Source organism: Mesorhizobium sp. M0189, from assembly GCF_040322135.1.
Lineage (GTDB): Bacteria > Pseudomonadota > Alphaproteobacteria > Rhizobiales > Rhizobiaceae > Mesorhizobium.
On the sequence record NZ_JAMYSW010000015.1, the window covers coordinates 95,680 to 114,512 of the forward strand.

The 18,833-nt window shown below is 59.0% G+C and carries 13 protein-coding genes; 8 read left to right on the forward strand and 5 right to left on the reverse strand.

The features are described 5' to 3' along the window. Nucleotides 1–142: 142 nt before the first annotated feature. The 3 genes from NKJ09_RS24370 to NKJ09_RS24380 all read right to left on the reverse strand — a co-directional run bounded on the left by NKJ09_RS24370 (nucleotide 143) and on the right by NKJ09_RS24380 (nucleotide 4,706). Nucleotides 143–2,302 (reverse strand): calcium-binding protein, encoded by a 2,160-nt coding sequence (locus NKJ09_RS24370; protein WP_352494506.1) that lies wholly within the window; start codon nucleotides 2,300–2,302, stop codon nucleotides 143–145. A 381-nt stretch (nucleotides 2,303–2,683) separates the two neighbouring features. Continuing rightward, nucleotides 2,684–3,793 carry an acyltransferase family protein gene (locus NKJ09_RS24375; RefSeq protein WP_352494505.1) on the reverse strand — a complete coding sequence of 370 codons (1,110 nt, stop codon included), beginning with the start codon at nucleotides 3,791–3,793 and terminating at the stop codon, nucleotides 2,684–2,686. 64 nt (nucleotides 3,794–3,857) lie between these two features. Then, a complete protein-coding gene (locus tag NKJ09_RS24380; protein WP_352484582.1) occupies nucleotides 3,858–4,706 on the reverse strand; it encodes a class I SAM-dependent methyltransferase in 849 nt (282 codons plus the stop codon). Between the two features lie 427 nt (nucleotides 4,707–5,133). On the opposite strand from NKJ09_RS24380, the gene NKJ09_RS24385 reads away from it, so the two are divergent. The 8 genes from NKJ09_RS24385 to NKJ09_RS24420 all read left to right on the forward strand — a co-directional run bounded on the left by NKJ09_RS24385 (nucleotide 5,134) and on the right by NKJ09_RS24420 (nucleotide 16,304). Next, entirely contained in the window at nucleotides 5,134–5,844 is a 711-nt protein-coding gene (locus NKJ09_RS24385; RefSeq protein ID WP_023718570.1) for an AAA family ATPase, read from the forward strand. An 89-nt stretch (nucleotides 5,845–5,933) separates the two neighbouring features. Beyond that, entirely contained in the window at nucleotides 5,934–7,214 is a 1,281-nt protein-coding gene (locus NKJ09_RS24390; RefSeq protein WP_352494504.1) for a hypothetical protein, read from the forward strand. A 278-nt stretch (nucleotides 7,215–7,492) separates the two neighbouring features. Further along, a complete protein-coding gene (locus NKJ09_RS24395) occupies nucleotides 7,493–7,726 on the forward strand; it encodes a Trm112 family protein (RefSeq protein ID WP_084642590.1) in 234 nt (77 codons plus the stop codon). Between the two features lie 337 nt (nucleotides 7,727–8,063). Further along, nucleotides 8,064–9,287 carry a glycosyltransferase family 4 protein gene (locus NKJ09_RS24400; protein ID WP_031193856.1) on the forward strand — a complete coding sequence of 408 codons (1,224 nt, stop codon included), beginning with the start codon at nucleotides 8,064–8,066 and terminating at the stop codon, nucleotides 9,285–9,287. Continuing rightward, nucleotides 9,284–10,540, forward strand: a complete 1,257-nt coding sequence (locus NKJ09_RS24405; protein ID WP_023718567.1) for an O-antigen ligase family protein — start codon at nucleotides 9,284–9,286, stop codon at nucleotides 10,538–10,540. Before NKJ09_RS24400 ends, NKJ09_RS24405 begins: the two co-directional genes overlap by 4 nt. Nucleotides 10,541–10,544: 4 nt before the next feature. After that, a complete protein-coding gene (asnB, locus tag NKJ09_RS24410; RefSeq protein ID WP_023718566.1) occupies nucleotides 10,545–12,542 on the forward strand; it encodes an asparagine synthase (glutamine-hydrolyzing) in 1,998 nt (665 codons plus the stop codon). 1 nt (nucleotide 12,543) lies between these two features. Continuing rightward, nucleotides 12,544–14,766: a GumC family protein gene (locus NKJ09_RS24415; RefSeq protein ID WP_352494503.1), complete on the forward strand. Its 2,223-nt coding sequence runs from the start codon at nucleotides 12,544–12,546 to the stop codon at nucleotides 14,764–14,766. Then, nucleotides 14,763–16,304: a lipopolysaccharide biosynthesis protein gene (locus tag NKJ09_RS24420; protein WP_051409648.1), complete on the forward strand. Its 1,542-nt coding sequence runs from the start codon at nucleotides 14,763–14,765 to the stop codon at nucleotides 16,302–16,304. Before NKJ09_RS24415 ends, NKJ09_RS24420 begins: the two co-directional genes overlap by 4 nt. Nucleotides 16,305–16,485: 181 nt before the next feature. On the opposite strand, the gene NKJ09_RS24425 is transcribed toward NKJ09_RS24420, so the two are convergent. Further along, nucleotides 16,486–17,601, reverse strand: coding sequence for an NAD-dependent epimerase (locus tag NKJ09_RS24425; protein WP_352494502.1), 1,116 nt, complete (start codon nucleotides 17,599–17,601; stop codon nucleotides 16,486–16,488). A 272-nt stretch (nucleotides 17,602–17,873) separates the two neighbouring features. Continuing rightward, the gene (locus NKJ09_RS24430; RefSeq protein WP_352494501.1) at nucleotides 17,874–18,584 is read right to left on the reverse strand and encodes a helix-turn-helix transcriptional regulator; all 711 of its coding nucleotides are present in this window, start codon (nucleotides 18,582–18,584) and stop codon (nucleotides 17,874–17,876) included. Nucleotides 18,585–18,833 lie beyond the last annotated feature (249 nt).

An 18,833-nucleotide genomic window follows, 5' to 3' on the forward strand; every position in this document is an offset into this window, starting at 1 on the left:
GTGATGATGCCGACCAACTTCGATCTCTCCGATGTCCGCCGGTATCTTATCTTCCCTTGGCCAAGCTTCCGTGGCGCAATTGAACAAAGACGGAGCGGCGGACCCGACTCCATTTGAAGGTCCGCCACTCCGGGTTTTCAGATCACAAAGACTGATGCTGCCACGGGAAATGGGTAGCGAGCTGCGCTTGAGCTGCGCCGCCGACTTCATCGCTGTCGATAGAGAGCGATCCGGTTGTACTGTCAAAGATGATGTGGTGGGAACCATCATCGGCGGCCGTATCAGCAGAGGAAGCATGCAATGAAAGCCCGCCCGACTTAAGCTCGGTAAGAGCGGGTTGATCGAGGTGGAGCTTGTCCTGGAGCTTGCTGAAGTCGAAGGCGTCGTTGCCTCCGTGGCCGGACATGATCTCGGCGGCGCCATTTTTTGCCTGGGCGCCGACATTTTCATCGGGCTGGACGGTCTGCGCGAACCCGTGGCGAACCAGGCTGGTTGCCGTTGTGTCGGACGGGTCGTTGGTCGGGAGAAGCTCCGAGCCGGCCGAAAGAGAATGGTTCAACGCAGCCAATATGCGGTCAACGCTGCTGCCCTCGCTTACCTTGTCGCCGGCATTATCGTGGGTGGTGTCAGTCGAACTGCCGTCGCTGGCAAGGAGGTGCGAAAGCGCGGTCTTGCTATCACTGCCATCGCTTGTGGTGGCGCCGGAAGCGGCGGTATCAGTCGAACTGCCATTGCCAGCGAGGAGGTGCGAGAGCGCGGTCTTGCCATGACTGCTATCGCTGATGGTGGCGCCGGAAGCGGTAGTATCAGTCGAACTGCCATTGCCGGCGAGGAGGTGCGAAAGCGCGGTCTTGCCATGACTGCCATCGCTGGTGGTGGTGCCCGAAGCGGCGGTAGCAGTCGAACTGCCGTCGCTGGCGAGGAAGGGCGAAAGCGCGGTCTTGCCATGACTGCCATCGCTTGTGGTGGCGCTGGAAGCGGCGGTATCAGTCGAACGGCCATTGCCGGCGAGGAGATGCGAAAGCGCGGTCTTGCTATCACTACCATCGCTTGTGGAGGCGGCGGTGTCGGTCGAACTGCTATTGCCAGCGAGGAGGTGCGAAAGCGCGGTCTTGCTATGATTGCTATCGCCGGTAGTGGTCTCGGCAGGGGCAGTCGCAGTCGAGCTGCTATCGCCGGTGATGGCCCCGGAAGGGGCGGTGGCAGTCGAGGTGCTGTCGCTGGGGGTGGCCCCGGACGGGGCCGTGGCAGTCGAGGTGCTGTCGCTGGGGGTAGCCTCGGACGGGGCCGTGGCAGTCGGGGTGCCATCGCCGGTGGTGGCCTCGGCAGGGGCAGTCGAGGCGCTATCGCCGGTGGTGGCCTCGGACGGGGCCGTGGCAGTCGAGGCGCTATCGCTGGGGGTGGCCTCGGACGGGGCGGTGGCAGTCGAGGCGCTATCGTTGGGGGTGGCCTCGGACGGAGCCGTGGCAGTCGAGGCGCTATCGCCGGTGGTGGCTTCGGAAGGGATGCTCGCCGTAGAACTGGGATCAGTAGCCGCGGCTTCGGAAGGAGCAGTCCCTCCAGTGTTGAGATTGTGTTCCCGGAAAACGGCCTGCAGTTCCGAAGAGCTCTCCAACGCTGTGTCGCCTCGCTGCGAACCCCAGGCGTATGCGTAGTCGAAGGCGGGTGACGGAACCAGCTTGGCCCAGTGGTCCATCATGGTTTCCATCTGGGTGGCGGTGGGCACGACATATTTGCCACCCATGTCGGTGTTATAGTCGCCACCTCCAAACGTCTGGTAGCCTGGAATGATCTGGCTCGTCGGGATGCCCGATGCCTGAGCGGCGGCGACGAATTTGTCGATCATGTTGTAGTCGACCGCGCCATCCGTGCGGACAGGATAGACATCCACGCCGTAGTAATCGATACCCGTACTGGCGGGATTGTAGGTGTTCGAAAAATCTGGATTCGCCGACGTCCCCAGGCTCATCATCGTGATATAGGTCTTGGCATCCGGCACATTGGAATGAATCCAGTCGGATTCTGCCTTCAGATTTGCGGCAGAGGCGTAGGTACCCCATTGGCCGGTGGGATCCGGCTCGTCAACCAGGAAGAATCCGAACAGCTTTGGATTACCGATGAAGGGCGTGACCTTGTCGACAAAGGAGGAGGTTACTCCGTCGGTTTCGTTCAGATAGACCATGCCTTTCATACCGTCCGGCAGCGCATTGAGTTGGTCAACGGATGAAACGTCAGCCAGATTGAATCCGGCTTGAGCAATTTCCGTGCCCGATCCACCTGACGTGTAATGCAGAGTTGTCATCCAATATTCCTTTTTCTGTTTCGACAGCGCCCTACCTACAGACTGCGTATATTAGCGCCAAATCACATACCGGCACCCCGTGAGAGAAACTTTGATCGTAAGTTGATACACACAGTGCGACCTTCTCCCCGATAAGCCCTTCGATGCGGTGCCAGGTCGCAAGAGAGTCTTGCGCCATGTGCCGGACCTGGCGTGCGCTATTTGGAGTGCGCTTCGCTGCTCTTGAAGCCTCGTCATGCGGGGTGCTGGGGAATCGGCTGAGCCGTCAATGAAACCGGAAGCGGGACACATCCAGTGTGCCGTACAGCGTGCCAAGCCTGGATACCCCGGTGTTTCGCGATTAACGCGAATCTTTCTGGCACACCCGCCGAGCGCTTCTGATCACGATGTTCGTGCGGACGAGGTTGGCCGGATTGGCTGCGACGCTGGTGCAAGGCGATATATCCCAGACACCAGAGCGCGAACGAGCGGCTTGCGTACCGGCGTCTCGATGAAGCGCCAGACGAGAAAAGAGGCAAGAAGAATCCCGGCAAAGACAACGAAGAATGCGGCGTTCTTTCCGACATGCGGCGCCAGCGCGTTAAGCGAGATGTAGCCAATATACTGATGCAAAAGATACAGCGGATAAGTCAATCCTCCGAGCATCATGACAACCTTGGATGGAGCAATCACGGAGCGGAGCAGTATCGCGCCAGAGAAGACTCCGTAGACCACTATATTGGCAGCGAGGAGACCAGGATACGAAATGGCAGCGCCAAAGTGCTCATGCATCCAGTTGTGAGAGAAGATTATGGTCTGGCAAGACACCAGGAATGCGACGGCAAGAAGCAGGAACGCAGCCGGCGAACGGCCCCTTGCAACGATGTCTTCCGCGAGGATGCCGGCGGCAAACAAAGGCGCATAGTTTGTAATAAAGAGAATGCGTATCACCGCGTTCTCAAAGAAGAACTCGTTGCTTGCCGAAATTGCGAGCCAGATGGCAGCGATAGGTATTTTCCAGCGCTGAAAGGCACCCGCAAAGATCAGCACTGCAACCCAGCCGTAGAACAGGATCTCGAGCATGATCGACCAGTAGGCCCCATCCATGGATGGTCTGCCGAAGAGGCGGGCGAACATAGAGAGATTGGCTACATAGGTCGCAATATCGGTCGGAAAACGCTGGTCTTTGGCGACGACGAGAACAACAAAAGTTGCGGTCATGCAGACGAGGAATCCGGGATAAAGCCGGGCGAAGCGGGCGACCGCGAATTCCTGCCAGGTTCGACCTTCGGCCGACCACGCGATGACGAAACCGCTGATCAGGAAAAACAGATTGACGCCGAGATAGCCATAGATGGCGTAAGGTGCTGCGGCAGGATATTCCACATCGAGACTTCCGGCGATCGCGCCGCCAAAAAGATAATGATAGAGCACGACCGCGAGGGCTGCGGCCAAGCGCAGCAGGTCGAGTGATGCCATGCGCGCCGGAATGGCCTTGCCTGCCGGTTCCACAGCCACCTCCCGTCGCCGTTTCAGCTTTTGACACCCATCAGCGGCTTGATCCGCAATGCCAGTGCTAACGCAAAGGCTGCAAACCGGCGGCAGGCCACGCCTTTACCTTCTCAAGTACGAACAGCTGCTCGCAGGACAGGAACCGGAGGACGCTGAAAGAGCGTACCAGTTCGAGCCCCGCCTCTGCGAAATCCTGTCGTGCAACGTTAAGATTGACGGGATGAGGCGCCGACAGCCTTCCGGTGATTATCTTCCGCAGCCTTAGTCGCATTCTCTGGAGGCGGGTGCCAACGCCGTAGGATACGATCAGACGGCGGCTGGCAACGCGCGCGAGCTCCATGATAATGTCGCGCCTGAGATGTGGCGGGATAAGATGGATGAGGCGAAGACAGACCACCGTGTCAAAGCTTTCGTCGGCGAACGGCAGTTGCGTCACGTCACATCGGATGAATCCCCGAAATCCGGGCTGACCTTCATATGCTGACTTAGCCAGGGCCATCATTTCCATTGAAATGTCTGCAGCCAGCACCTGACAATCATGCCGGCCCAGCACGCCAGCCAGCTTCCCGGTTCCGCATGGGATATCGAGCACCTGGGATGGAGGCGGGCTGCACCTCTCCAGCGCCTTGGCGATGCAGCGCTGCTCCCGTCGCGCAATGACGTAGGATGCAATTGTAGACAGCTTCAAGCGGCCTGCATATCCGTCCAGGTACCAGCTCGCAAAGCTCGGATCCTGATATCTCTGCTTTGTTGGGAGATCATAGGCCGCGGCCGCGACTTCGGCGTCGTAACTAGTAGGCATAGCGGCTGTAGCCCCTGCTGACGGATATGACTTGAGGTCCTCGCTCATCTGCCCGCTTTCATACGATTTCTCCTGAGATGGAATCGAAGATTTTTTGTCCAACATATTCATTGGATGCCCCCCAAGCTGTTCTATTGGCGATAGAGGCGGCAAAAGATCAGTTCTGGGTGGGGCCATCGCAGAGGTAAGGTTTCCAGATGGCTGGGTATCTCGCATCCCCCGAACGGATGAGACATGCCGAACTTATGACTACTGAGCCCCGTGGAGGTGCGCTGGGGCATTGGGCTACTGCACAGCCCTGTCGGGGACGGAACGGCAAACGGATGGAAGGCAATCGGGAAGGATAGTGACCGAAACGCACTCCTTCCGTTCACGATTATGGCCTTCGTCGATATCCTAACGTGACCACACCGTCATTCATACGGATGGCGCGAATTCCTGGCTCGTCGGCTAGACATCCCGGGAAGAGATGGGCGTTCGCTTCAGCAAATGGACATAACATCACTGCCGGAAGGCTTCCCTCAGTCTGGATTGAAAGATGATCTTGGAGCTATTTGGGCCGTCCGGTGCTGGTAAGACGACGTTGGCGTGCGAGCTGGTGCACGTTCTGCGAGCTCAGGGCTACTCTGTTGTTTTGCAGACCGGCGACCGTCGACACCCGGTTAGAAGAGCCGCCTTCAAACTAGTCTCCGGCTTGCATTCAAAGTGGATTGGACAGCGTTCTCTCGGTGCAGAAGTGCTTAAGATCCTTCCACCCAAGAATGAGCTGTGGGCGGCTCGTCTGAACTGGCATCTTGAAGCTCTTCTACAAGCCTGGCGCGCGGCAATAGCGTCCAAGGACACGATCTCAATTTTTGACCAGGGTATGGTGCAATTCGTGTGCTCGCTGGTTTTGTTCAGCGGCATAACGGATCGTGAAAGGGTGTCGTGCGCCCTCGAGCTTCTACCCAAACCGGACCTGCTTGTCCGATTGCAGGCGCCACGAGAGATTCTAGAGGCGCGGTTGAGGGAACGCCGGCGTAATCTCGGCATCATTCAGAAGTTCCTCGAAGTTGATCTGCAGAGCAGTCTTGATCATATCGACCACGTTAATCTTATCGAGGAACAACTTGGATCGTTCCCGGTACCGACAACTTGCGTTGAAAGCTTAGATTCAGACGGGCTCGCTGCCGCCACCGAAATAATAGCGCGTGGAGTAATTGACAAGTTTGGCGCGGCGCGGGCGAAATTTAAAAGGGTTGAAGCTTAGAGAGATACGGTTTTGAAGCGTCGAGAAGAAGGTGTCCAATAAAAACGGAAATCGAACTATTGAGACGGAACCGCGTGAGTTGACACGACATGCGCTTTTTTCGCTACCAAATTGTCTTGGCGTTGACGCTAGCTGCCAGCGCGACATCCATAGATCTGCGCGGAGCGGTGAGTGAAGAGGATGTGGCATCGACAAAGTTCGTCGCGCCGGTGGCCATGGACCTGCCTGATTACCTGCACCCGGCGAAGGATGCGGCATTTGGCACAACTTTCACGCGAATAACCAAACCCGGAATCCTCGGCGCCGGCATCGCATGCGGGAGCAAATATTGCAGCCACCGCTATTCGAGCGCTCAGGCCTGGAATTCGGATCAGAGCCTTCTTGTCATCAGCAACGGCTGCGGCGGCTTATGCTTCCTGGATGGGCGCACCTACGCTCCGCTTTTTCGCCGTGTTCGATCGATCGAATGCGAATGGCACCCTCGCGATCCCGACCTGATGATCTGCGTCGGTGGTCGGAAAATCTCGACGTGGGCGCCACGCACCAATCATGAGGAGGTCCTGTTTGTTTCGACTGACAGTAGCGATCTCCAGTTCGGCCCTTATAAAGGGAATCCGAGCCGTGACGGCAGCCGTATAGCCGTGCGCGCGGTTCGCGGGGACGGCAAAGCGGTCGTCTTTGCCTACGATCTCAAACAGCGGCGGAAGTTTCCGGAAATCGATCTCGCACAGCTTGTCGGGACCAACAGCGCCTGCTCAATCTCGCCGCTAGGCGTCAACATCTTATGCATTCAGTACCTAAAAGACGAAACTGAACAGACGTTCATCTTTTCGGTTGACGGCGTTCTGCGCCAAAAATGGACCGAGCATCATCGGCCTGGCCATGGGGACATGACGGTCGATGCCGACGGCAGCGAAATCTATGTGGGGATCAGTAAATCCGATCCGGACATATTCCAGGTGATCAAGCGAAGGCTGTCAGATGGGAAAGTCACCTCGCTGATGAGATATGGCGAAGCACAGCATGCATCGCTCAGGTCACTGGACAGGCCGGGTTGGGTGTTCCTTAGCTATTCCGGCGACCCGGACGAAGTATCGAAATATCCGAATTGGGCGCCGTATGCGCGGGAAGTCATCGCGCTGCGCATCGACGGCAGCGGAGAGGTTCGACGTATTGTGCAGACGAAGAACGCTCCATTCGACTACTGGAGTGAGACCCACGCCTCGCCGTCCCCAGACGGTTCACAGGTGGTCTGGTCAAGCAATTGGGGAGTACCCGGCGGTCCGGTTTACGATTTCGTCGCCCGTATTGACTGGCCGGAACGGTCAAACACTGGCTCGAGAGCATTAACCGCGAGCGGTCTTCAATAACGAAACCTTCCGGTCACCTATCACGGTTGTCTCCGATCGTGCTTACCCATTGTGCGTTCAACACCTCACCTCCAACTTCGCCGCCACGCAGCTCCGTTCAATGTCAATTCATTCAAACAGACGACGACAGGTGGCCAAGCCTGCACCTACCGTGAAAGTGCTGTTTGCAAGGCTTATGACACTTGCCGGAACTCTACGATTTACAGAAATGACTCGAACGTCGGGTGATGGCTTTTGTGCGAAAGACGCTCGCGTCGGAGCCGAGAAAGGAATAGCAGATGGATGCGGATAGGCGAGCCGAAGAGAATGCCTCTTTCAATCCTGAGTTGTTGAAACGGTTAGTATGCCCAGTGACCAAAGGCTCACTTGCCTGGGATGGGGATCGCGACGAACTCGTATCGAAGAGCGCAGGACTTGCCTACCCGGTACGCGACGGCATTCCGATCCTGCTAGCATCGGAGGCACGGGCGATCATCTCCCGCGTGGTCAAACTTCGCGCATCCAGAGGATGAGCTAGCCGCGCAAATTAGGCGGCATTCCGACGGCAACCAGCACCAAGACAGGAAAGTGCCGCGGAGCGCGAGCCGTTTGTCAACGGACCACTCCGTGCTCGGGCATCTGGGCAGTGCCGACCTTTTTGATGCAACGCGCGGCTACCTGAACCGGCTGGGCACGGCGATCCGTTTCCGGGACACGGTGTGTGTCATTCAAACAGACGAGGACAGTGGCAAGGCCTGCCCCTACCGTGATCTTGGGCGTGATGGGTAACGAAACCAACACTATGAAAGCAAATTCAACGGCCGGCCACTTCGCGCGATCGGGCTACGGCGAACGGTCAGGAGACGCAGGATGAATCCGCACCTCGTGTGTGTTGGAGGCGAGGATCACGCCCTGCGAATCCCCTTCCTGATGTCGCTGCGAGAGAAGGGATTCCAGGTTACTGCGGTTTCGAGCGGCGGTGAAGCCGCATTCCTGCGGCATGGCATTCCGCATCGCAGCTACGGTTTCGACCGCTTTTCCAGCAGCAGCGGGGAATGGGCCGCCATCAAAACCATTCGAAAGCTGATGGCGGAACTCCGGCCGGATATTATCCAAAGCTTCGACACCAAGCCCAACCTGGTGACGCCACTTGCGGTGCGCGGGAGCGTTCCAGTCGTGCGCACAATCAACGGTCTGGGCTGGACGTTCTCGTCCCTGGAACCGCGCGCCCTGGCCCTGCGCCCAATCTTTTGCGGACTGCAATGGCTTTCGTCCTTATGGACGGCCGCTACGGTGTTCCAAAATCGGGACGATCAGTCATTCTTTGAACGCTACCGACTGATCATACGTGGCAGCGGACGAGTGATCCGCAGTTCTGGAATCGACGTCGATGCGTTCGCCATGGCAAGGCATCTTGGCCCGTCGGCGATGAAAATGCGCGAGGAGCTTGGGCTCCAATCCGCCGAGATCGTAATTTTTGTCGGCCGGCTAACTCGCCAGAAAGGCATCCCGACACTCCTCAAGGCAGTCCCTCGCATTTTGGCTGAAAGGCCCGATGCCCGTTTCGTGCTTGTCGGGCCATTGGAATCCGAGGGCCCATTTGCGGTGGACAAGGCGGAGATTGATCGACATGCGCCCCATGTCATCGCCTTGGGCCCACGACGCGACGTTCCTGCCCTGCTTGGCATGGCCGATCTGTTCGCCTTTCCGACACAATACCGCGAAGGGATTCCGCGCGTCCTGCTGGAGGCAGGGCTGGCAGGATTGCCTATCGTCGCCTCAAGGATGCCTGGCTGCAATGAGGTGGTCGAAGACGGATGGAACGGCCATCTCGTCCCACCGCACGATCCGAACAGCCTTGCGTGTCGAATTATAGACGTCTTGTCCGACCGCCGGAAAGGAAGGACCATGGGCGCTCGCTCTGTCGAGCTGGTCCGGACGCAGTTCTCGCTGCCCTGGGTGGTCGAGCAATATTGTGATCTCTACGACAATGTCCTTAGCGCCAAATCCCATGGCGGCTTCGCTCGACCGGCGTCGCCGGCGTTGCTTGAAGAGGCTGCTGTAAACCGCGCATTGGGTGGAGCGCGCCGATGATCCGCGACGCGTTGCTGGCCTGCGGCGTTGCGATGTCCTATGCGGCGCAGCTCACCATTCCGGGAGTGCCGCTCGGCTATGGCGAGCTGTTTCTCGCGCTTTGGATCATGCTGTCGATCGGCCGGGTGCTCGCCGGCGGTCACTTGGTAGTCAGGCCCGCCCTGATCCGTGTCGCGGGCTTCTGGCTGATCATGACGCTTGCTCTGGGGATTGGCACCATCGTCGGCTATCTGACCACGGTGCTGTACCTGTCGGTGGTGATGCACGATATGATAGCCTACCTGCTGCTGATCTGCGTCACCTGCCTAGCCGCCGCGGAGCCCGAGGCTGATCGTCATCTGCGCAGTACTGCGTGGTGGGTGGTCGCGATCGCGAATGCAGGCTTTATTGTTCAGCTGGCACTTGGATGGGGTTGGATCCACCAATCCGGCGTCGATCCGTGGTACTGGGATCGCTTCCGCGGCTGGTCCGAGAACCCGAACCAGCTCGCGCTCTATTGTGCACTCTTTGGCCCATTCGCCTTGCATCTTGCGACGACCACTAGCAATCCGTGGGCGAGATTGGCCGGGCTCAGCAGCCTTATCCTGACCATCTATATCGGAAGGCTGACGAAGAGTGATACCTATCTGTACACGACGGTCCTGGCCTGCCTGATATTTCTTGGGCTGCGGGTTCGGACATGGCTCGCAACCGGTGACGGCAAGGCCAGCTTTTCCCGGCAAGTTACCCTCCTGTTGATGATTGGCTTCCTTCCGTTGGCCTTGTCGATGACGCCCTACATTCTCACGGAAGCGGGCAGCGTCGAACAGTTCGCCTTAAGTCTCACCAAGGACAAGGGCGGCGACGCGACCGCCGAAACCGCCGCACTTCGCCTCCATCTCTGGGGAGATGCATTGGGCAAGGGCCTGACGTCAGGATCCCTGGGCCTTGGTCCTGGGCCGCATCTGGAGCGCCCGCCCATTTCCTACAGCCAGTTTCTGCCCCGGCCTTTCGAGGCTCACAACACGATTCTCGATCTATACACTCAAGGTGGTTTGATTGCAGTCCTAGCCCTGGCCTGGATTGTCGGCGCGGCGGCTTTATGCGCATGGCGTGCAAAGCTCGATGCCCTGTTCGTGCTCGTCGTGTCGATCGTTATCTTCGGGATGCCACATCTGATCATCCGCCATCCAATCGTGTGGTTTGCGCTGACCATTTGCCTTGTTGCCGGAACGCCGCAAACGGTTTCGGCAACCTCGAGCGACCGGAGGTGATGGCATGTGTGGGATTGCCGGAATTCTCCTTGCACCCGATGCAGCCAGTGCCAGGCCGCTCACGGCCATAGGGCAGATGACGACGGGCCTTCGTCATCGCGGGCCTGATGGTGAAGGCTTCTGGGTCAACCGTGAAGCCGGCATCGCCTTCGGCCACAGGCGTTTGGCTATCGTCGATCTATCGGAGGCGGGACGCCAACCAATGCATTCGGCAAGTGGCCGATATGCCATTACGTTCAACGGCGAGATCTACAATTTCCGCGATCTGCGCCGCGAACTTGAAGGCGCTGGCCATCGGTTCCGTGGCGCCAGCGATACCGAAGTCATGCTGTGCGCAATCGAGAGTTGGGGTCTCGACACCGCACTGACGCGCCTCGCTGGCATGTTCGCATTTGGATTGTGGGATCTGAAGACCAGGACCCTCCATCTCGCCCGCGACCGAATGGGCAAAAAGCCGCTCTATGTTGCTGCAACACGCGATGCGCTTGTTTTTGCCTCCGAGTTGAAGGCGATCAATCGTTTTCCAGGGTTCTGTCAGGAGCTCGATCTCGACGCGGCTGCGACGATGCTTTCGAAGGGATGGGTGCCGGGTAACAGTTGCATCTGGCAAGGCGTATTCAAGTTACCTCCTGGCTCGGTTCTGTCTGTGACGGCGGCAGATTTTGCCGAGGCGCGCAGTGCCGCATCCCTTTCGCAACGCGTCCGACACTGGTGGTCGCTGCCTGAAGTCGCCGCGAACGGTCGACTGAATCCAATCGCCGGCACCGACGAAGAACTGACCGACGAACTCGACGACCTGCTGCGACTTGCCGTTCGGGAACGCATGGTAGCCGATGTGCCGCTGGGTGCCTTTCTGTCTGGTGGCATCGACAGCTCCGCCGTTGTGGCGCTGATGCAGGCTCAGTCGCCGAAGCCGGTGCGCACATTCACGATTGCTTTCGGAGAAGGCGGGTTTGATGAGGCTCCCCACGCCGCGGAGGTTGCGCGGCATCTGGGCACCAATCATACTGAACTACACCTTTCGGCCGCCGCTGCGCGCGAGGTCATTCCAGAATTGCCGCAGATCTGGGACGAGCCGTTCGCCGACGAATCGCAGATACCAACTTTGCTGGTGGCGCGGCTCGCCCGCCAGCATGTTACCGTGGCCCTGTCAGGCGACGGTGGCGATGAATGCTTCGCCGGTTACGCCCGCCACTTCATGGCGGCGCGGTTGAAACGACAGCATGCGCTGCCGTCGCCGCTGCGTCACACGCTTGCTGCAGGGGTCGAATTGCTGGCCCGTGCGGCGCGCTACGATCTCGTCAGCAAGCTGCCGCTTTCGGCGAGTGCACGGCTCGCGCTGCGGAGCGATCGGCTGCACCGCCTCGCTCGGCTGCTCGCCGCAGCAGATGAGGACGAATTGTATCAACGGCTGACCGGAGTATCGACCGAGAGCCTCACACTCCACAAGCCGCCCACATCAATTCAAGAGTCACCCCGGCTTGATGGCCTGCTGTCCCGTCTCTTGTACGACGACATGGCCGGCTACCTGCCCGACGATATACTGGTGAAGTTGGACCGTGCCAGCATGGCCAACAGCCTCGAGGGCCGGTGCCCGCTTCTCGACCATCGGGTTGTCGAATTCGCTTGGCGGCTGCCCGCACATGCGAAGGTTCGCAATGGCAAAGGCAAGTGGATACTTCGTCAGTTGCTGAGCCGCTATCTTCCGCAACGGCTGATCGACCGGCCGAAGCAGGGTTTCGATGTTCCCATAGCGGTCTGGCTGAGAGGCCCGTTGCGCGACTGGGCCAGCGATCTGGTCGCCGATATGCGCCTCTCCGGAGATGGGATCTTCGACTTTGCGAAGGTCGCGATGTGCTGGCGCGACCACCTTGACGGAAGACAGGACCATTCTCGTGATTTGTGGCCCGCATTGATGTTCCAGGCCTGGCGCAACGAGGCCGGGCGGCCCCCAGGGCCGGCAACGGGCATGTCTACAGTGCTCGAACTGACAGGAGTATAAGATGGAAGGTTCCATAGTCAGCCGCATTCACCTTCCGCGCGCCACTGAAATGCACGTGCCGACGCGCGAGATCAACCCGCGCATGAGGCCATTCCTGCGCGAACAGATCGACGCGCAGACCCCCTTCCATCAACTCCTTATTACCGTCGCGAGGAGAAAATGGTTCCTGCTTGCAATGGTGATTTTGGGCGGTGTGTTGGCTGGGCTTGCGGGTTTTGCGCGTCCCGTCCTGTTCGAGTCGACCGCACAGGTGATTGTCGATGCTCCTGGCAGGAATGCGGCTCCCGGAGGCGCAGATTCTGCGCAGGAGATGCTGGATGCGAGCATTGATGACCACTTAACCATGCTCTCTTCGCAGGGGCATCTGCGTCGCGTGGTGGCAGCCCTGCGCAAGACGGAGGTTGGTAACATTGCTGAGCAAGGGGATGTCGTAACCGGAAATTCACGCCCCGCTCCGGCCGGCGGCGACTTGCAGAACATACGCACCTTCGCAGCCGGTCTGCTGGAAAGCATTTGGCCGCAGGGCAAGCCGGCGGCCGCCGATGAAGACGAACTCAAGGCATTACGGAAGGGCATGAGGGTTGGACAGGAACTGCGATCAAGAGTGATCACGGTCGGCTTTACCGACAACGATCCGGCGCGAGCCGCCCTTGTGGCCAATACGTTCGTCCAAGTATACATCGACGATCTCGCACAGAAGCGCAGGGCGTCAGACAGACTGGAACTCGCCTCGATCGTCGCTAGCCTACCGGTCGTACAAAGCGACTTGGCGAAAGCAACCGACCGCCTGGAAAAGTATCGGCTGAGCCATGGCGCGGTCGATCAAGGTGCGGCGGACAACGCTGCCAAGGAGACAGCCGAGCTCAGCCAGCAGATATCTTTGTCGAAGGCGGATCTCTCCGCAACGGAATCTCGCCTTCAACACATCGAGGCTTTGCGAAAGGAAGGAGCATCGGTCGCGGCGCTCGCCGAAGCGATCGGGTCACCGGTACTGGCCGACATGGCGGCTCGCCAAGCCAACGACAATGCGGATGCGGGCCTGAGTACTGCAATCAACCGCGAGATCGAACAAGGCACTGCTCGCATTGCTGCGGAGGCGAACATCTACCGTGCCCAGATTGCGGCTCTGGAGGGGCGCAAGAATGTGCTTGATGCGGTGGTGGCCGACACAGCCGGCCGGCTTTCCGGCTTGCGTGCGCTCGAGCCGCAGGTCAGCATCTTGACGCAGCGATACAACCAGCTACTCACGCAACAACAGGATCTGGTGCAGCGTATCGCAACTCCCTTGCCCGGAGTCTCGATCCTTTCAGCGGCGTGGCCGCCGACGAATCCAAAAACCCTGCCGCCCATCTTCCTTATTCCGCCCGGCATGATCGTGTTTGGTCTCATTGGCGGGATCTTCGTGATGGTCCGCAGCCGCCTCAATCAGACCTTGTGCGGCGAGGCCGAAGCTGAAGCCGCGCTCAGGGTCCCATGCCTGGGGCTGATACCGGAAGCGCCCACAATACACGCGAAACGACTACAGCAGCTGGTTCTTGGCCAACGACAGTCCAGCTACAGCCGAGCCATCACTTCCCTCCTCGTCACCGTGACACTCAACAAGGCGAGGGGCCGCGCTTCGCACGTCATCCTCGTAACGTCCAGTATCCGGCATGATGGCAAGACCGAGCTTGCATGGAGCCTGGCGTTGGCAGCTACCCGACTTGGGGGACGAGTGCTTTTTCTCGATCTTGACAGCACGGGCGCCCGCCTCACGAACGAGTTCCTGAACGAATTCGGCGCGCTCCGGCCGCATAAATCCTTTGGAGACTATATGAACGACCGTTGTCCCCTGCACGACGCGGTCACGGGAATGCCTGAAATTGGAATCGACTTCATGGCGCTGGCACCATCAGAGGATCTGCTGCCGCAGCTGTCGATGATCGACGGATCCCTGGTCACAGATGAGCTGCGCTCAATCTACAGCGTCGTCATTATAAATGGACCGCTGGGACTTGGAGGACCTGAGGCCAGGCTACTGACGGGCTGGGCTGACGTGGTTCTGTTCGCCGTTCGCTGGGGCAGGACGCGTCGCAGCATCGCGCGCGGTGTTCTGCAGCTGCTGACGGAGGACGAGACGGCTCAGGTCCCCGTAGGCAGCGTTCTCACGCACGTCAATCTACAGAAACACGCTGGCTATCGGTTTGGGGACAGCGCAGATCTCTTGCTCGAGAGAACATCATGAGTGTCACATGCGGGCTTCCGCGTAACGACCGTCGCGGCAGTCAGTCTGTCGAGCGGAAGATAATATCGAAGAGTTCGCAGACCGGAGCTGGGCCCGCCGGCGCAAGAGACATCGACGATTGCAGCGATCCGAAGCTCGCCCGCTTCCCTGCGGCCTCCGTTGCTCCAACAAATATGGTTTTGCCGCACAAGGAGGACACGGGCCGGGGTCTCGGCTATGCCAGCATCTTCGCTCTTTTGGTCTATATCGGGGGTGCGGGCTTGACCAGCTTGGCGCAGTTATTGATTGCGCGCATCGTTGGCTCCACCAGCTATGGCATCTACTCCTATGTTCTGGCCTGGACCTCGGTGCTTGCCTATCTTGCAACGCTTGGGTTCCATGTATCCTTGCTGCGTTTCGTCTCCGCCTACAGTGCCAAAGGGCGGCTTGACCTGGTACACGGGGTAATCAGGTTTGCTCTGCAAAGGTCGCTGGCGGCAGCGACACTATTCGGCATCATTGGCGCCGCCTTGGTCTTGTTCTTTTCGGATTCTTCTCACAAGGAGCTTCAAACCAGCCAGCTGCTAGGCATGGCAGCAGTGCCTTTGGTCACCGCCTACGCGTTGGGCGCAACACTTGTTCGTGCTTTCGGCGGCGGTGTCTCGGCCCTCATGCCGGAACGCATCGTGCGCGACGGCCTATTGTTGACGTTGCTGGGAATGGCGGTCTTATCCGGATCATGGACCCCCAACGCACCCCTGGTGATGCAGGCGGTGCTGGCAAGTTCAGCCATCACGGTCGGCCTGGTGTTCATCATGGCGGCAAAATTTCAGCCGCCCGGCTTGCGGCAGGTTCAGCCAGGCGACGAGTCGCGGGAATGGTGGTCCGCGGTTCCGCCAATGATGCTCATGGCCGGGCTCGATGTTTTCATCAGCCGGGCCGGGGTCATGGTGCTGGGCTGGACGCATCACATTCGCGAAGCGGGCATTTTCGCCTTGGGATTGAACGTCGCATTGCTTGTGAGCCTTTCCCTGGTCGCTGTCTCGACGATGTTTGCGCCGACAGCGGCCGCCCTTCATGCCCGAGGCGATCGGATGGCTCTGCAGCAGCTGTTTTCACGGGCCGCCCTACTTTCCTCTGGCGGCGCCATAGCGATGGCCATCCCGATGCTTGCGATTATTGAACCTCTGTTGAGCTGGTTCGGCGGAGATTTCAGTACAGCGGCACCCGTCGCGCGGATACTCATTCTCGGATATGTCTTTGTCGCGCTATGCGGACCCCAGATGCTCCTCTTGATGATGACTGGAAACGAATGGGCGGCAGCCGCAACCATGATCGCCGGCGCCGCGGCCAGCATCATGGGCTGTGCCGCAGGAATTGCGCTCTACGGCGCGCCGGGCGCCGCAGTGGGCCTCGCGCTTGCGTTGGCGATTTGGAATGTGGCGATGTCGATTTATATCAGCAAACGGCTGAAAATTCTCCCTGGGCTGATCTTTGCGCTGGCGTCGCTCAGAACGCGCGCAGTCGAAGGCCAGCCGCCTCATTGGTTCCTGCGCTGATCTGATGTTATCGCGCCCGATACTCGACGGCATCAGCGTTCAGAAATTTCGAGTCCAAGATTGTGTCGGATAGAGGCTGGCGGGGGCGGCTTTGGGGCCGACACTCGCTTTATTCTCTGTCCGAAAAAATGCGAAATCTCAAATTTGCCGAGTGGCAGATCGTTGCCCGACAAGGCGCGGCCTACACCGTGGCCTCATCATTCACCGACGTTTGTTGCCGTATGCTGACCGCGGCATCCGTTCCATGAAAGTCCCGGTACCATTCGACAAAGCGTTGCACTCCGTCCTCAAGCGGTGTCGCCGGGGCGAAGCCGACGGCCTTGCGGAGATCGCTGACGTCGGCGCGCGTCTCCAGAACGTCGCCAGGCGGCAACGGCACATCCACGCGAAGCGCCCGGCTGTCAAGGGCGGTCTCGATGATCGAAATCAGCCGGTTGATCTCCTCGGGCCGGTCGTTGCCGATATTGTAGACGCGACACGGCGCGGAACTTGTAGCAGGGTCGGCGGTGCAAGGGTCCCAATTCGGATCGGGCCGCGGCGGTGCAGCGAGTGCCCGAACCACGCCCTCAGCGATATCGTCGACATAGGTGAAGTCTCGCCAGACGCGGCCGGCATTGGCTACTTCGATTGGCTTGCCCTCGATGATCGCGCGCGTGAACAAATAGACCGCCATGTCGGGCCTGCCCCAGGGGCCATAAACGGTAAAGAAGCGCAGTCCCGTCACGGGCAGGTCGAACAAATGGCTGTAGGAATGCGCCATGAATTCATTCGAACGCTTGGTGGCGGCGTAGAAGCTGACGGGATGATCGGCGCCGTGGTGCTCGGAAAACGGTATGGTTCGATTTAAGCCGTAGACGGAGCTCGAGGAGGCGTAGACGAGATGACTGACGCCGTAATGCCGGCAGCCCTCAAGGACGTTTAGAAACCCCACTATGTTCGATTGCACGTAGGCGTGCGGGTCAACAATTGAATGACGCACGCCGGCCTGAGCCGCGAGATGGACAAAGTGTGAGGGGCGAACGTTTGAAAACAGCAACTGAACGCGCGCGGCATCCGCCAGATCCATTCGTATCGGCGTGAACTCCGCCTCGCTACAGAGGCGTGCAAACCGCGCTTCCTTGAGCCGCAGATCGTAATAGGGTGTGAAATTGTCGACGCCCACGACTTTGACACCCAGACGCAAAAGCCGCGAGGCCACGTGAAAACCAATGAAACCTGCTGCGCCGGTGACGACGATCGGTCCTGTCCGCGCAAGTCTCTTCACCGCTTGATCCGAACGCGATCGGGCGATTTCCACCTTCTCCGTTGCGGCAAGGACAGACTCGCTGCATAGATCGTTGTCCAACTTGTCGCCTTTCGAATTCCGTTCGACAGTACCGAATTGCCGGTCCGAGATTCCAGCTTCCGATATTTACGTCAGCGCATCGAACCTGGTGGAGTTCAGGCGACGTCGGTGCCACGAACCGCGCAACGCGATGCACGACCTGCCAAATCATGACACTCCAAATTGCGTCGTCTGGATCCCGGGCGGACGCCGACGTCCGGCGATTGCATTTAAGTGGCCGGCCCTTATGGCAGGACCGAAATACGCCCAAGAAGGGCCACCAGTTCCGCCTGGCGTTTCGTTTCGGTCTTGGCGAACAGCGAGGCAAGCTGGGAACGGATCGTGGTGCGGCTGAGACGCCAGCTGCGAGCGATCTCCAAAGGTGCGTCGCCCTGAGCCAAACGCAAGGCGAGGTGCGTTTCTGCGCTCGTCAAGCCAAACATTCTTTGCAACGTGCGAGGATTTGGCCCCGACCTGTTGTCCCGGTCCAGCAACGCCACGATGCTCGTTCCGTCGGGAGCAATAACTCCGTTCTCGTTCAGTATCACCGGCCGGTCGCCCCTGCTGCGGATTACCACCCAGGATAACGAGCCCGGCAGGAATTGGCCCGGAACATTCGCGATCAGCCGCCTTAGTGCGGCCGTAAGCCCGCTCGCCGTGTCAGCCGCTTCGCCCTGGCGCTCAAGCGTGGTTTGGGCGGCTGCGTTCCACTCGACTACTTTTCTTTCGCGATTCAGCACGAGATAGCCACAGCCAATGCGATCAAGCACGCCGGTTATGGATTCCAGACTGCGGCCTTTTGATTCCCCAAGCCGTGCGTCCAATGGATCCGATGCGCGATCGGGAAGGTGACCAGAAGAGGGTCGCGTATTCCGCGCGTCAAAATCGTACTTGGTCCTCGTAGCAATGTACCTACCGCCCGAAGAAGCATCAACATGTCTATCGATCAGATTCATTTTCTACCCCTAACCCAAAGTTTCACACACGCCCGAAAATAAGTATTCGGGATTCGGATAGTCTTTTATGTTTAGATGGATTCTAGTCTTCTATGCGCTGACGGATAACGTGTTCATCACCACCTTGAAAACTCAATATGATCTGACAGTTCTAAGGCAGCTCATAGCCCCTGCTGCATCCGATAAAATGCGCGCTATGATAGCGGTATGGCAATCCGGCAGTGGTACTAAGCTGTACGTTTTTTGCTC